At 36.7% G+C, this 15,450-nt stretch carries 14 protein-coding genes; 6 read left to right on the top strand and 8 right to left on the bottom strand.

Features of this window, described 5'->3' with window-relative positions; all coding sequences use genetic code 11:
* Positions 1-9 precede the first annotated feature (9 nt).
* The gene (locus tag AAJG31_RS15765) at positions 10-375 is read left to right on the top strand and encodes a DUF2500 domain-containing protein (protein ID WP_279493277.1); all 366 of its coding nucleotides are present in this window, start codon (positions 10-12) and stop codon (positions 373-375) included.
* 31 nt (positions 376-406) lie between these two features.
* Here AAJG31_RS15765 and AAJG31_RS15760 read toward each other — a convergent pair whose 3' ends face one another.
* From AAJG31_RS15760 to AAJG31_RS15750, 3 genes are all read right to left on the bottom strand, one after another.
* The gene (locus AAJG31_RS15760) at positions 407-2,767 is read right to left on the bottom strand and encodes a bifunctional 2',3'-cyclic-nucleotide 2'-phosphodiesterase/3'-nucleotidase (RefSeq protein WP_279493280.1); all 2,361 of its coding nucleotides are present in this window, start codon (positions 2,765-2,767) and stop codon (positions 407-409) included.
* 303 nt (positions 2,768-3,070) lie between these two features.
* Positions 3,071-3,697 (bottom strand): FMN-dependent NADH-azoreductase, encoded by a 627-nt coding sequence (locus AAJG31_RS15755; protein WP_048394231.1) that lies wholly within the window; start codon positions 3,695-3,697, stop codon positions 3,071-3,073.
* 178 nt (positions 3,698-3,875) lie between these two features.
* Positions 3,876-4,583: a DsbA family oxidoreductase gene (locus tag AAJG31_RS15750; protein ID WP_269897931.1), complete on the bottom strand. Its 708-nt coding sequence runs from the start codon at positions 4,581-4,583 to the stop codon at positions 3,876-3,878.
* Between the two features lie 125 nt (positions 4,584-4,708).
* Here AAJG31_RS15750 and AAJG31_RS15745 point away from each other — a divergent pair, with 125 nt between their 5' ends.
* The gene (locus AAJG31_RS15745) at positions 4,709-6,088 is read left to right on the top strand and encodes an FAD-dependent oxidoreductase (protein WP_279493281.1); all 1,380 of its coding nucleotides are present in this window, start codon (positions 4,709-4,711) and stop codon (positions 6,086-6,088) included.
* A gap of 41 nt (positions 6,089-6,129) precedes the next feature.
* Here the strand turns inward: AAJG31_RS15745 and AAJG31_RS15740 are convergent, their stop codons facing one another.
* Entirely contained in the window at positions 6,130-7,056 is a 927-nt protein-coding gene (locus AAJG31_RS15740; RefSeq protein ID WP_054549605.1) for a manganese-dependent inorganic pyrophosphatase, read from the bottom strand.
* A gap of 425 nt (positions 7,057-7,481) precedes the next feature.
* Here AAJG31_RS15740 and AAJG31_RS15735 point away from each other — a divergent pair, with 425 nt between their 5' ends.
* Entirely contained in the window at positions 7,482-8,312 is an 831-nt protein-coding gene (locus tag AAJG31_RS15735; protein WP_259956452.1) for a GNAT family N-acetyltransferase, read from the top strand.
* Between the two features lie 109 nt (positions 8,313-8,421).
* Here the strand turns inward: AAJG31_RS15735 and AAJG31_RS15730 are convergent, their stop codons facing one another.
* Positions 8,422-9,288: a MurR/RpiR family transcriptional regulator gene (locus AAJG31_RS15730; protein WP_103118902.1), complete on the bottom strand. Its 867-nt coding sequence runs from the start codon at positions 9,286-9,288 to the stop codon at positions 8,422-8,424.
* Between the two features lie 316 nt (positions 9,289-9,604).
* Entirely contained in the window at positions 9,605-10,834 is a 1,230-nt protein-coding gene (locus tag AAJG31_RS15725) for an MFS transporter (protein ID WP_115673157.1), read from the bottom strand.
* A gap of 204 nt (positions 10,835-11,038) precedes the next feature.
* Here AAJG31_RS15725 and thrC point away from each other — a divergent pair, with 204 nt between their 5' ends.
* The 3 genes from thrC (at position 11,039) to AAJG31_RS15710 (ending at position 13,788) form a co-directional block, all read left to right on the top strand.
* Positions 11,039-12,091 carry a threonine synthase gene (gene thrC / locus AAJG31_RS15720; RefSeq protein WP_004231969.1) on the top strand — a complete coding sequence of 351 codons (1,053 nt, stop codon included), beginning with the start codon at positions 11,039-11,041 and terminating at the stop codon, positions 12,089-12,091.
* Positions 12,088-13,002 (top strand): homoserine kinase, encoded by a 915-nt coding sequence (gene thrB / locus AAJG31_RS15715; RefSeq protein ID WP_279493287.1) that lies wholly within the window; start codon positions 12,088-12,090, stop codon positions 13,000-13,002. Before thrC ends, thrB begins: the two co-directional genes overlap by 4 nt.
* Before the next feature lie 99 nt (positions 13,003-13,101).
* On the top strand, positions 13,102-13,788 hold the full coding sequence (locus AAJG31_RS15710) for an MtnX-like HAD-IB family phosphatase (RefSeq protein WP_279493288.1): 687 nt from the start codon (positions 13,102-13,104) through the stop codon (positions 13,786-13,788).
* Between the two features lie 55 nt (positions 13,789-13,843).
* Here the strand turns inward: AAJG31_RS15710 and zupT are convergent, their stop codons facing one another.
* Complete coding sequence (gene zupT / locus AAJG31_RS15705; RefSeq protein WP_016992734.1) at positions 13,844-14,653, bottom strand: zinc transporter ZupT; 810 nt, start codon at positions 14,651-14,653, stop codon at positions 13,844-13,846.
* A gap of 157 nt (positions 14,654-14,810) precedes the next feature.
* Positions 14,811-15,419, bottom strand: coding sequence for a phosphatase PAP2 family protein (locus AAJG31_RS15700; RefSeq protein WP_279493290.1), 609 nt, complete (start codon positions 15,417-15,419; stop codon positions 14,811-14,813).
* Positions 15,420-15,450 lie beyond the last annotated feature (31 nt).

The raw sequence follows: 15,450 nt of genomic DNA, 5'->3' as shown, positions 1-15,450 counted from the left end.
GAGGAATTTATGTTTTGGTTTGATAATGATTTTTTATTTGGCTCTGCTTTTATTACCATCATCTTCTTTATTGTTTTTGGGAGCATAGCCTTTATGATTGTAAACGGTATTATCACTTGGTCTAAAAACAACCGTTCACCAATATTAACGGTACCCGCTAAGGTTGTGACAAAGCGTACGAATATACGTGGGGGATCTAACAATTCTGGGGCATCTACGTCCTACTACGTTACGTTTGAAGAGCAAAACGGAGAACGGCATGAACTAAAGATGAATGGCTACGATTATGGTCAGCTTGTAGAAGATGATCTTGGCATTTTAACCTATCAAGGTACACGGTATCATTCATTCAACAGACATAAAAAAGGAGAGTAGCGATGATCGTTACTCTCCTTTTCCTATTCTTTTATTTAATTAAATATTTAGCAAATCCAGCTTCTGTATCTTCTAAATATTCAATACCACTACCTGCTGGTATGAACTTTTGTGCATCTTTTGCAGATAGGTAGATAACCTTTGTATTGGCTGGGAACGGTACAAATGACCAGTTATTATCCGCAGCTGGGTTAATTGTTTTATTCGCCATAATATAATCTACAACAGCTTGTCGATTTTCATAAGCATAGTTAGTTATGTTAGAGCCTTCTGCATTTTTAAATGTCGCCCCATATGATCCACCAACACGATAATTGTTTGTAATGATGATGAATTCTTGTTTTAAATCGATTGGTTTACCATTATATTGTACATTCTTAATACGATTTGCCTTTTCATCAGTAAGATTACCGCGGCGGTCATATTTTGCTGGCGATGTGACATCAATTTGATATGTTAAGCCATCTAACACATCAAAGTTATAAGAACGTGCTTCTGCATCGATAATATTTTGCTCTTCTGTTTTAGTCGGATCAATTGTTGCGAAAATACCAGCAGCCATCTCTAACCACTCGATTGCTTGTGCGCCTGTCACTTTAATCGTAGCAACAGTATTGTCATAATGATAAATGTCGGCCATATTTTTAATAGCAAGCGGTCCTACAGGAATATTTGTATAATCTAATGGATTATTACGTGATCCTGCTTTGAAAGGTGCTCCTGCTGAAAGAATTGGTGTCTTTTCATCAGCCGTACCCTTTAGCTCTTGTTCGATAAACCATTTTTGAGCTTGTGTTACGATTTGAATGGATGGATCATCTTGCACCATTGAAAAATAACTATGGATTGGTGCAGTTGTTTCTCCAACAGGCTGACGGATATACGTTAATGTGCCATCATGTGCCTCTTTAATAGCCTCTAAAACCGTTGTGGATGGTTGTAAACCTTCTTGCTTGATCGATTGCAATGAACCTTTACCATCTACCACTACCCACTCTGATCCTTGTTGTTCTAGTTTTAAATCAATTACACCAAGATGACTACCATAGCTACCTGCCATAACAGTAGGAACACCATGAATTGTACCCTTTTCTTGGTCAACATCTTTCAAATCCTTATAGTCACCAGGGAATGTTAAATGAGAGTGTCCTGTAATTAAAGCATCAATACCATCAATTTCTGCTAATTGGTAACCAACATTTTCAGCACCCTTCACATAAGTATCTTCACCTATACCTGAATGTGACAGAACGACAATCACGTCTGCTCCAGCCTTTTGCATTTCTGGTACTACCTCTTTCACAGCTTCGACTGGCTCTTGCATTTCAACTTTACCTGCTAAATGAATGGCATCCCATTCAACAATTTTCGTTGGAACAATCCCTGTTACACCAACTTTAAGTGTATGTTTTTTGCCTGAACTATCTACCACTTCTTTATCAAGAATGACATAAGGTGTAAACATACGCTCTTTTGTTTTTGCATCATAGGTATTAGCATTTACGACTGGATACTTTGCATCGTTTAATACTTCATCTAAAAAGTCTAGACCATAATTAAATTCATGATTTCCTAAAGTTCCACCATCGTATTTCAATGCATTAAGTGCAGCAATAGCTGGATGAACTTCACCTGGCTTTAAAACACTTTCTAATGCTTTATATGAGCCAAGTGGTGTGCCTTGAATTAAATCACCATTATCAAATAGTAATGTGTTTGGATTTTTAGCTCTTGCTTGCTCAATTAGTGTTGCTGTATTAGCTAACCCAAGCTCTGATGATGGAGCATCTAAATAGTAATTGTAATTAGCTAAATTGGTATGAATATCTGTTGTCCCTAAAATCTGAAGATCAACTGATACACCAGTTGAAGGTGCTTTGTATTCTGCTACAAAGCGCTCCACAATACTCTCCATCTGTTCCTTTGTCACATAGTCACGAGGACGAATAGTATTATCCTCAAATGCTTGTAAAATGTTTGCTGCAACAGCATTCGCTAAATCTTGTTTATATGCCGTTGCAATTTGATCTGCATCCTTAAATTGCTCTAAAACTTTGAGGGAAGCGTTTTCACTAACAAGTCCACGAGCAGAGATAACAAATGCTTGCTGACGTGTTAATTTGTCATCTGGGCCAAATGTCGTTGCTGTTTTCCCTTTAATAAGTTTTAATTGAACAGCTTTTTCTACATAAGGTGCTAAATCCTTAGAGACATCGTTAAAGGCAAGCGAAGAGCCGTCACCCATCTCTACATCTAAATTTTCTACTAATTCTTTTACATAATCTGCGCGTGTTACATCATTGGAAGCAGCATCAGCAGAAATTCCAAATGGTATAAACGCGAAAAGGACTAGTAACGTCGCCAAGAGATTAGTTATTAATTTCTTATTCATACAACAACCTCCTTAATAATCTAGTATTTTCCTACAAATTCTATTATATTAAAACCATTCTAATTTTTACTGAATATATAGTCCTAATTATATGTATTTTTAAAAGAATGGTTAATTACTTTCCCTCCAAATCATAGATTTCTACCATTCTTTATTTTTCTATTAAATAGGATGTTAGTAAATGTAAATTCAAAATAATTAGTTACTGTCAATATGTCCGACCTCCATACCACACCATACATCTGTTAACAAAATAAAAAAAGCCCTCCCAAAATTGAGAGGACTTTTAATAAAAAATAATTTTTATGCATTCACAGTTTGTAGTGATTGAGCAACCTTTTTCACTTCTTCTAGGCCATTTGCAATAATTTCTTGCGCTTTATCTGGTGAAGCATTGTGACCTTCAATAATCACTTCTTCAATAACTTCCATCCCGAATACGCCACCTACTACGTTTTTAATGTAGTTTACTGACATTTCCATTGGTTGAGCTTCAGGTGATGAATAGTAGCCACCACGAGCATTTAAAATAATCGCTTTTTTGTCAGTCATTAAGCTAATTAATTGACCATTTTCGCCATATTTGAATGTGAATCCTGCTTGGTATACATAGTCAATAAATGTTTGTAAAGGTGCTGGAATTGTTAAGTTCCATAGTGGGAATGCAAATACAACTAAATCAGCTGCAGTTAATGCATCCATTGCTTTTTGTTTTGCAGCTAATAGACGTGATTCAATGTCTGTTAACTCTCCACCATTTTGTACTTTACCAAAAGCATTGAAAAGATCTTGTCCAAAATAAGGCATATCTTCTGCAAATACGTCAAAAGTTGTTACGTTGGCACCTTGTACATTTTCCATGAAAGTATCATACATTTTTGTTGAAATACCGTCTGGACGGTTGTTAGCTTTTACTACTAAAACGTTCATTATATAAAATCTCCCTTAAATTTCAAAATCTAATATCTCGAATTCAAGATATGTGTTTATCTTAAAAAATTTCATCTAAAATGTCAATGCTACTTGCCTCAGACTTTTGACTGAAATATTCTATCTTTCATCCATTCTAACAAGAGGAGTTGAAAGTCTTACTCCTCTCTCTAGTAAGCTAAAATTTACAGTTATCGTCTGTACAAATACCCGCATCACCTGTGCCAGCCATCTTTAGTGATGGTTGTAAGCCCTCTTCTTCAGCAACTTTACGCAATGTATCCTCAAATACCTCCTGCGGTTGTGCACCTGAAATACCATATTTACGGTTTAAGACAAAGAACGGTACCCCTCGTACACCAAGCTGGAGACCTTCTTGAATATCCGCTTCTACCTCATTTTTATAACCATCATCAGCAAGAACCTTTGCAACTTCTTCACGCTCTAGGCCCACTTTCTCAGCTATCTCTAATAAAACATCATCTTGACCGATACGCTTTCCTTCAATAAAATGACTGTGTAAAAGTGACTCCACTAGAGCTGTAACATCTCCCTGTTGTTCAGCCCATTTTACAAGCCGATGTGCTTTTAGCGTATTCTCTTCCATCAAATTGCTAAAATCGTAGTTTAGCCCTACTTCTTTCGCACGCTCTGTTACACCCACTGTCATTTCCTTTGCCTTCTCTAAGGACATTCCATATTTCTTTGCCAATGATTCATAGACAGTACTATGCGAATCTATTGGAGTAGTTGGATCTAGTTGGTAGCTTTTATAGACAAGCTCCACCTGCCCCGAATAGCCAGTATCCTCAATCGCTTTCTCTAATTGTTTTTTACCAATATAACAAAATGGGCATACATAGTCAGACCAAATTTCAATTTTCATTTCATACTCACTCCTTTTGCTACATTGTAGCGATAGTTGAAATCACAAGGCAATTTTAATGCCTCACTGCATAAATTTTCAAGTTCTTCTACATACTGAACACAAAAACAATGTGAGGTTTCTATATGACACAATCTCTTTGGCTTGCTACAACTGAGTCTGTCTCTTTATCTTCTCTTACTTCCTCAACAACATGCGATGTATGTATAATCGGTGGTGGCTTAACTGGTTTATATACTGCCTATACTTTAGCAAAAGCAGGTGTGGATGTAGTTCTTCTCGAAGCAAATACCCATTTTGGTCACGGTACGACAGGGCATTCAACAGGAAAATTAACAGCCCAACATAGCATTGTCTATGCAAATCTTTTAGAAAAATTATCTTTGGAAGAGGCACAGCTTTATTATCAACTGAATCAACAAGCCATTGATAAAGCTAGACAAATACTCCCACCAGACAGGGTTCGTTCGGTGGATTCACTGTTATACTGTCAAACAAAAGAAGGCTATGCACAATTATTAAAAGAATGGAATGCCTATAAGGTTTTAAACATTAAGTCTAACCTTACCTCTGACACAGAGCTCCCATTCCCTATTACAAAAGCTTTATGTATGACACAACAAGCACAAATAAATCCTGTTGAAGTAAGTAATTTTCTTGCGAAAGAGGCGCAGAAGATGGGCGCAAAACTTTATGCAAATACCCGTGTTCAGCAATTAAACATATCACAGAATAACTTATATACCGAAAAAAATATGTCGGTTCAATATAATAAACTTATTTTATGTTCGCATTATCCCATTGAAGCATTTAAAGGACTTAAACTTTTTAAATTATCCAATAGTCGCTCCTATATGGTTGCAAGTAAAACCTCTGAGACTATGCAAGGTCAATATTTATCAGTTGATTTTCCTTCCCGTTCAATACGGACTGCCACGATCAATCAGGAAAATTATTTAGTCTTAGGAGGGGCGAATCATATCGCTGGCGAGACCGTTCATACTGAGCCATATTATGAGGCCATTTCCAGTGAAATGAAGGAGCATTTTGAACAACAGCCACTTTATCGATGGTCAGCCCAGGATATAGAAACACCTGATATTGTCCCTTATGTTGGGAGAATTACAAACTCCTTACCTAACGTATTAATTGCCACTGGCTATCGAAAATGGGGAATCTCCAATTCCTTTGTCGCAGGTGATATCTTATCGTCTCTTTTAACAGGCTCAAAGATTGAAGAAGGTGCTATCGCTCTTTATTCACCATCACGTACTAAATTCGGTGCCCAATTCATGCAAATGCTGAAAGTAGGAGGCTTTGTTGCCAAGGAATATATAGCTGGGTATATGAGGAATGCCACTGCTCCAACCTGTACTCATTTAGGCTGCAAAACAAAATGGAATGAAGCTGATGAAACATGGGATTGTCCTTGCCATGGTTCTCGTTTTAACGCTAAGGGTGAGGTGCTTGAAGGCCCTGCTGTACAGCCATTAAAACTTGATTAAAAAAAAGAGGCTGTCTAAATAGACAACCTCTTTTGTATTTTTTATTTTAGAGCTTCTGTTAATACTGGAACAATTTGTTTCTTACGAGAAACAACACCTGGTAATACAACACGGTTATTGATAAGATCAGCACCGAATCCTTTTGCTGCTGCTTCTGCTACTTGCCCTATTGCAACAGCTGTTGAATCATTATTTAAAATGTCAGTAACAACGAAGAAGAATAGATCTAAGCCATTTTCTGCAACATTTTTATTGAGTAGGATTTCTAACTCCTCTTGACGATTAAGAACATCATTAACATCAACTGCATTAACTTGAGCTACAACAGATTTGTACTCACCAAATTGGAACTCTTTTGCATCTAATGATAATAAATCTTCTAATGATTTATCAGATAAATCAGCACCTGCTTTTAGCATTGCTAAGCCATACTCTGCAATTTCCACACCAGCAATTTTTGCTAGCTCTTCACCAGCTTTTACATCTTGCTCTGTGCAAGTCGGTGATTTGAATAATAATGTATCTGAAACAATTGCAGATAACATTAGACCAGCAATGTTCGCAGGAATGTCTAAACCGTTTTCGCTAAAAATTTTCTTAAGAATAGTAGCCGTACAGCCTACTGGTTCTGCACGATAATATAGTGGATCAGCTGTTTGGAAGTTGGCGATGCGGTGGTGATCAATTACCTCTGCAATTTGCACTTCCTCAATACCGTCAGCGGATTGTTGGAATTCATTGTGGTCTACTAGAATAACTTTGTCCGCTTCACCAACTACAGAAGAGATTAAACGAGGCGCTTCAAAGCCAAATTTATCTAATGCAAATTGAGTTTCATTATTAACATCTCCAAGACGTACAGCCTCAGCTTCTTCACCAATTTGCTGTTTTAAATAGGCATATACAATTGCAGACGTGATTGTGTCTGTATCTGGGTTTTTATGTCCAAAAACTAATACTTTACTCATTGAATTAATTCCTCCTAAAATGGCACTTACATTTATATTTTATTTTATCATACCTTATAGCCTGACAAGTGATAAAGTGAAACTTTGGAACAATTTCGCCTCAGCGTATTTGCCATTGACCTTCACTCTCGAAATAACATACAGGCTTAATTGCGGTTAACCTGTATTATGCAAATATAATGATAGCGCTCTAAATACATACTTTTCAAATAAGATATCTATATTATAACTAGCTTAAGTTGCTATGTATACTTTTAATAGGTCTAATTACTTCTATAAAATTCTCTATTTTTACCAACCTATTTTTAACATTCAATAGTAAAAATGCCTCTTTTTTATAAAATAATTAGTTTATATAGATATTTAGTTGGGTTTTCATATTTAAGTCATCATAATTTTATGCTATCATCAGGTAGTCTATATTTTTGGATATTCAGGAAATGGGGATTACGATGACGAAGAAGATAGAAAAAAAGTACATTCCTTTAGCTAACTATTTTGATGTAGCTTTACAACAAGAAATTACTTTATCCTTTGGTGAATTAGAAAACATTATGGGACAAGCATTACCGAACGCCGCCTACTTAAATAAAAGCTGGTGGAAAAAAACTAAGCCCCCTCTCTCACATTATTTATCATGGACAAATGCAGGCTATTATGTCATTGATGTTAAACTAGGTTCTAGTGTATCTTTCTCACGTACGCAAATGAAGTCTACCGAAAACAACACTTCTAATAGTGAGGAGAATTCATCTGCATACATAATACGAGGAATTGAAGCATCTGATGCTAGATCATTCATTCATTTACAAGAGGAGATTTTTCAAGAAACTGACTTCATGTATAATGTTCAAAACGAGCTAGATCTCACTGTCCAACAACTTCGTAAAAATTTAACCTATTGGAAGCAATTAAAAAACCGTACTATACTACTTTGTGTACTAAACGGAATTTTTGCGGGTTATGCGGTTATTCATGGATATAAACAATCAAAAGCTAGACATGTTGCCTCTATTCGTTTAGCTGTGAAAGAAGAGTATCAGCAAAAAGGTATTGGCTCCGCACTGATGAAAGCTGTTGAAAGTTGGTCTAAACAACATGATATTTCCCGTTTAGAGTTATCTGTTATGGAGCATAACAATGTAGCTTTACACCTCTTTACAAAGCTAGGATTTCATCAGGAGGGCATTCGAAAAAATGCCATTAAATTAAATGATACTTATATTAATGAATATAACTTGAGTAAAATTCTATAATTCACTTTTCCTAGATGTCTAAATACTATTTGGACATCTTTTTATATAGAAAATTTCAAAAAAATACGCATAGATAGTGTGTTTCAACAACTATCTATGCGTATTTACATTAAAATACCTGCTTTTCTCTAATAGCATCTAAGAATAATACATTACTTTCTACTTGCTCATACAATTGCTGATATTTATCATAGTGGTCTTTATCCTGGCTTATCATTTCCTCTATCAACGCATGCAAAAATGAAATCAAGACTGGGGCAATGTCTAGAGAAGAATGATTCTTGGTACCGAGGGTAAATAATGCACTGGCATATTCTCGAATAGGCGAAAATGCAGAACCTGTAATGGCAATAATTTTCACTTTCTTTACCTTTGCAATTTCAACAATCGTTTTAATATCCACAATCTGTTTATCAAAAGATAGTACAATTAAAGTCGTATGTTCGCCCATACTGTTTATTTGATTCACTAAATCATCTGAGTCTAAACGAAGCTGCTTAATATTAGCACGAAGTGTTTTCAATGTATTAGATAGCCAATTTGCAACAGATGCATTGTGACGAGTACCTAGAATATAGATATTGTCTGCTTCATGCATCCATTTTGAGCATTTTTGGATCTGCTGATCGTTAATCAAATGAATTGTTTCTTGAATATTTTGGCTATCTCGTTGCATCACCTTACCAAAGCTAGAATTAGTCAGCTTCTTAGCAGTATATGTAGGCTGTAGATTTGCACCTACATCTTGAGACATTATAAAGCCTCTAACTTGCTCTTGTAGTTCTACATACCCTGACAAATCCATAGCATAACAAAATCGAATCACGGTTGATTCACTTACATTAGCCAATCTGCCAACCTCTGCTGCTCCATTAGCAATTACTGTTGTGGGATTATCCATTACAAATTGTGCTACTTTACGCTGGCCCTTTGACAGCCTTACAAACCTTTTCTTTATATCTTCATGAATACTCATTCCTAACAACCTTTCTTTCAATGACCTTATCACGAACGGGAGATTGTTTCCTACTGACTCAAAATTCGATTAAAAATACAGTATCACGATTACAATTTGAATACAATGACTTTTCTGAAAAATCTTCATCGCATTAACCTGCTAATAAAACAATTTGATTTACTCTTTAACCATTTTATATTGATTTGTCATTTTAACAAATAAATCAGTAAAATCGAATAAAAATTAATAAAAGCTAATTTTTATGTATTATTTAAGCGAAATCAGACAAAAACGTCCTGGATCAATTCTTTGATCCAGGACATTCTATTTCATACTATTCTAATTCAAGCTGCTTCGTTTCCTTACCAAGGAAGATGACCCCTACAACACCTATAATAATTGCTCCACAGAAAATGGCAAAGATAAAACCTATATCATAGCCTGCCGTTAATAAAAACCCAACGAGCAACGGCCCAAAAATACCACCAATTCGTCCAACCGCTGCTGCCATACCTGCACCTGTTCCACGTATAACCGATGGATATTGTTCGGGTGTATAAGCATATAATGCTCCCCAAGCCCCCAAGTTAAAGAAAGATAAAAGCATCCCTGAAGTTAGCAATACGGCTAAAGTATCTGCATTTCCAAAAATATAAGCACTCGCTGCAGTACCAATTAGATAGGAAACAAGGACAAATTTACGCCCAAACTTTTCTATAAACCAAGCGGCTGTAAAGTAACCTGGTAATTGAGCTAAAGTCATGATCAAAACATATTTAAAGCTTGTAATCATGTCAAAGCCCTTCCCTACCATCACACTTGGCAACCATAAAAACATGCCATAATACGAAAATACAACCGTAAACCATAATAGCCACAGCATAAATGTAGAACGAGCATACTTTTTTGACCAAACCTCTTTCATATTTTGACCAATGCTCCGTTTTTTCGCTTCTTCCTTCACCGTAAATTGAGGTGAATCTGGCAAATGCCAACGAAGATAAATAGCATAAAACGCTGGAAGTGCTGTTAGTATAAGGGCTACTCGCCATCCCCATGTGGGAATAACAAAATACGAAATAAGTGCCGCTATTAACCAACCTGCTGCCCAAAAGCTTTCAAGTAATACAACCACACGACCTCTTTCTTTGGCAGCCACACTTTCAGATACAAGTGTTGAAGCTACAGGCAATTCTCCTCCTAGCCCCATCCCTACTAAAAACCGTAAAATTAAAAATGCAGTTAATGTTGTTGTAAAAGCGGATAAACCACTTGCAATAGAAAAAAGGACAAGTGTCCACATAAATATTTGCTTGCGACCTACTTTATCAGCAAACACACCAAAAAACAGAGCTCCTACAGCCATCCCGATAGAATTTATACTACCAATCCAACCAGATTGACTTGGTGATAGTCCCCACTCAGCGGCCAATGCTGCAATGACAAAGGATAATATACCAACGTCCATTGCATCGAAGAGCCACCCAACCCCCGCTACACCCAATAACTTATTTCTGGAAATGGATTGCTGAGGTTTCTTTGTTACTACTGTATTTATTGTCATTCTAACCACCTGTCTTTACACATGACTTTACATTACAAGATTACTATACAGTTGTTTCAAGAAAGTGACAAGTACTATTCAAATTACCGAATTGTTTCGACAATTAATGAAATGGTATTGAAATAATAGTGCTATTTGCGTTAAAATGTCTTTTATACAAAAACAACTGTTCTTTCTATAAGAACAAAAGGAGATCGTTACGTTATGTGGAAAGGCCTTATTGAAGAATATAAACAATTTTTACCCGTAACTGAAAATACACCTGCTTTAACTTTAAACGAAGGCAATACGCCTCTTATACATTTAGTGAACTTATCTAAGAAACTAGGCATTGAGCTTTACGGAAAAATTGAGGGTGCAAATCCAACTGGCTCATTTAAAGACCGAGGAATGGTATTTGCTGTTGCAAAAGCTATCGAGGATGGAAGTCAATGCGTTATTTGCGCTTCTACAGGAAATACTTCCGCTGCTGCGGCTGCCTATGCAACTCGTGCAGGCATCCAATCAATCGTTGTTATTCCAAAAGGTAAAGTTGCTCTTGGAAAGCTAGCACAGGCAACAATGTATGGGGCAAAGATCATTGAAATTGATGGAAACTTTGATGATGCACTCAATATCGTTCGCCAAGTAAGTGAAACGACACCAGTTGCACTTGTTAACTCTGTAAACCCATACCGTATCGAAGGTCAAAAAACGGCTTCGTTTGAAATCGTAGATGCCTTAGGTTCAGCACCTGATTATTTGTGTATTCCAGTTGGGAACGCAGGTAATATTACTGCATATTGGAAAGGGTTTAAAGAATATCACGCTGCAAAAAATTGTGGTCTACCAAAAATGTATGGCTTTGAAGCTGAAGGTGCTGCAGCAATCGTTAAAGGTGAGCCGATTGCTAATCCTGAGACTGTAGCAACTGCCATTCGTATTGGAAATCCTGCGAGCTGGACATTGGCAGAAGCTGCTCGAGATGAATCTGGTGGTATCATTGATTCTGTTACAGATGAAGAAATTGTAGCAGCCTACAAATTAATCGCAAGTACAGAAGGCATTTTTGTTGAGCCTGGCTCTGCTGCTTCTTTAGCTGGTGTTATGAAATCTGTTGCAAATGGAAAAATCCCTCAAGGCGCCAAAGTTGTAACAATCTTTACAGGGAATGGCCTGAAAGATCCTGATACAGCCATGAATGTATCCACTGTAGAGGTCGTATCCCTTAAAAACGATGAAGAAGAAATTCGTGCATATATTGAGGGTGTACTATGAGTAAAATGTGGCAAATCTCAGTTCCTGGAAGCACAGCCAACTTAGGTCCAGGCTTTGATTCAATAGGACTTGGCTTGTCTCTTTACTTACAGCTTTCTGTTACCTTGCAAGAACAATGGGAAATTATTCATCTTGATGATAATGGTCCTAAAGAGTTTGAGCTTGAAGAACACTTACTATACGTCATTGCTAAAAAAACTGCAGATCTATATGGTCAACAGCTACCCGCTTGTCGTGTGGAGATGGCTAGTGAACTTCCATTGGCACGTGGACTTGGCAGCAGTGCAGCAGTTATTGTTGCAGGTATTGAGCTTGCTAACCAAGTCTGTGAGCTGGAATTAACAATTCAAGATAAACTCAATCTATCTTCACAAATTGAAGGACATCCAGATAACGCAACTGCTTCAGTTTTAGGAGGATTAACGATTTCTTCGATGGATGACAATGGCATAGTCGATACATTCCACATCAATGATATCGATGCCTCCTTTGTGGTATATGTACCAGATGTTGAATTAAAAACAAGCGAATCCCGTTCTGTTTTACCAGAGCAATTTAACCGTTCCTATGCTGTTCATGCCTCAGCAAATGCAAATATGTTAGCCGCTTCTTTAATGGCGCGAGATTTTGAACGTGCTGGGCGTTATATGGAGGAAGATTTATTCCATGAACCGTTTCGTGCAAAGCTAATTCCTGCTTATGAAGAAATTCGTATGGCTGCAAAATCGAACGGTGCATATGGTACTGCTCTAAGTGGCGCTGGACCAACAATGATTTCTATTATTCCTTCTGCTATTGCCTCTGACTTCGTTGAATTAATGAAAAAGCAATTCCCAGAGCATCAAATTATTTTAACAAATGCTGATGAACATGGTGTACAAGTCAATGAATATGTGAAACGTCTACTTTAATAGTAGGCGTTTTTTCTTGAAAGCAAGATTGGATAAAACTAATATTATAGAAGTATAGAATTAAACTTTTTATACGCGCTTTCCTAAGGAGGAATTATTTTGAAACCCATTATATTCTGTGATTTCGATGGCACGATAACAGAAACAGATAACATCTTTTCACTTATGACTGAATTTGTACCAGTAGAATCTGAGAAAATTGCTCAAGCGATGATGGAACAAACCATTTCATTTAAAGATGGGCTATCAGCAATGTTTCATCTACTTTCTACTCATCAAAAAGATGAAGTCATTCAATACCTGATGGAGTCGGCAGTCATACGTGAGGGATTTGGTGATTTTGCCCGCTATGCTCAAAACAACGATATTCCATTTTATATTGTAAGTGGCGGAGTTGATTTTTTCATCGAGCCTTTAGTTGAAAAATTTGGTCCCTTTTCAGGCATTTACTGTAATAGAGCAGATTTCTCTGGTAAACAAATAGAATTGATCTACCCAAATAGCTGCGATGATGAATGCGCTAAATACAAAACACAAGGATGCGGCTGCTGTAAACCAAGCGTGATGCGGAAGGTTGCCAAGGAGGATCATTATAAAATTGTAATTGGTGATTCTCTATCAGATTTTGAGGCAGCTAAACTAGCAGATATTGTTTTAGCTAGAGATCATCTTATCCAACGCTGTGAAGAGCTTCATGTTCCATATAGACCTTTTACCACATTTCATGATTGTCTAAAAATAGTACAAGAGCTAGTGGAGTCAAAAGAAGCTGTTGTTACACGCTAATAGAAAAAAGAAAAAGGAGCCACTTTTACAAAGATGTCTCCCTTTTCCTACTTACTTATGCTAATAATACTAAGCTAATGGCCATGACTGCCATTCCCCCTACTAGACCATACATCGACAAATGTGTTTCATCATATCTTTGTGCAGCTGGTAGCAATTCATCTAGTGAAATAAAGACCATTATCCCTGCAACCCCAGCGAAAACGATTCCAAACATGACATCTGTTAAAAAGGGCATAAGGAGCAAAAAAGCTACTAATGCACCTACAGGCTCTGCCAATCCTGATAAAAAGGATAATTTAAAGGCTTTCCTTCGATTACCTGTTGCAAAGAAAATAGGAACAGATACAGCAATGCCTTCTGGAATATTATGAATAGCAACTGCAATGGCAATAGCAATTCCTACATTCGGATCATTAATAGCTGACATAAATGTAGCGATCCCCTCAGGAAAATTATGAATACCAATCGCCAGGGCTGTAAAAACGCCCATCTTCATCAAATGTTCTTCATTAACCTGTGGTTTGATGGCATTAACATCCTCTACCAGCTTTACTTCATGAGGATTAGTTGCCTTCGGAATGAATTTATCAATTAAGGCAATAAACAACATCCCACCGAAAAATCCAAGGATTGTCATCCAATAGCCATTAGTTGTACCTAATGCATTGGTTAAAGCATCTTTAGCTTTCACAAATATTTCTACAAGGGATACATAAATCATCACCCCTGCTGAAAATCCCAATGCTAATGATAAAAATTTTGTATTTGTTCTTGATGTAAAAAATGCTATTAAACTACCTACACCTGTTGCAAGTCCAGCAAACAGAGTTAATCCTAATGCCAGTAAAACATTTCCGTCCATACCCTTCTTCCTTTGCTCTTTTTCTTATTGTACTCATCTTAACGTAGAAGTTTCCTATACGCAATTCTTTTTTATGAGGCAAATATCATTCGTTACAATGTCTCGGTAAAATGTAAAAAAGCAGTATCTATCATAGAAATAGATACTGCCTGTCTTTTTATTTATGATTAGATTGAAATAAACGTTTACGACGTTCGTACCAAATGACACAGATGATAAACCAAGTATAGCCGATGCTCCAACCAGCAAGTACATCTGTAGCAAAATGTCGAGCTCCTGCAATACGTGATAAACCAATAAGCACCATTAAAATTGTTGCCCCAAGCCACAGAAGGACTTTACGTCCTTTACTACTATTCTCCGCTAAGATATAAGCAAGTGTAAATAAATAAAGTATACCAGTCATCGAATGTCCAGATGGAAAACTAAAGGATGTCAGTTGATCCTCAATTTCAGGTCGTGGACGCTGCTCCCATTTTTTTAGTAATTGGTTCAGAACATTGCCTGCCGCAAAAGTTAGGACAACAAATAGCATACCTCGATAATTTTTTTCCTTCCAAGCTAAATACACCATTAAAACTACTGCAACAGCAACAACAAATTTAGGCTCACCTATATAATGAAAAATCTCAATAAATCGATTACCAAAAAAAAGCTCTGCCATCTTTGCATCAAATGTATTCATCAGCTGGCTTTGATAAGTGGCTCTTAATAAAATAAAGACAATTAACGTTAAAACTGCTAATGGATATGCCCATTTTTTCATTTTTTCACCTCAAAAAACATTCATGCTATGT

It is taken from the genome of Lysinibacillus sp. BS3 (genome assembly GCF_039614735.1).
Classification (GTDB): Bacteria; Bacillota; Bacilli; order Bacillales_A; family Planococcaceae; genus Lysinibacillus; species Lysinibacillus capsici.
Note: the sequence above shows the minus strand (reverse complement) of the source record. Positions and strands in the feature narration are given on the sequence as shown.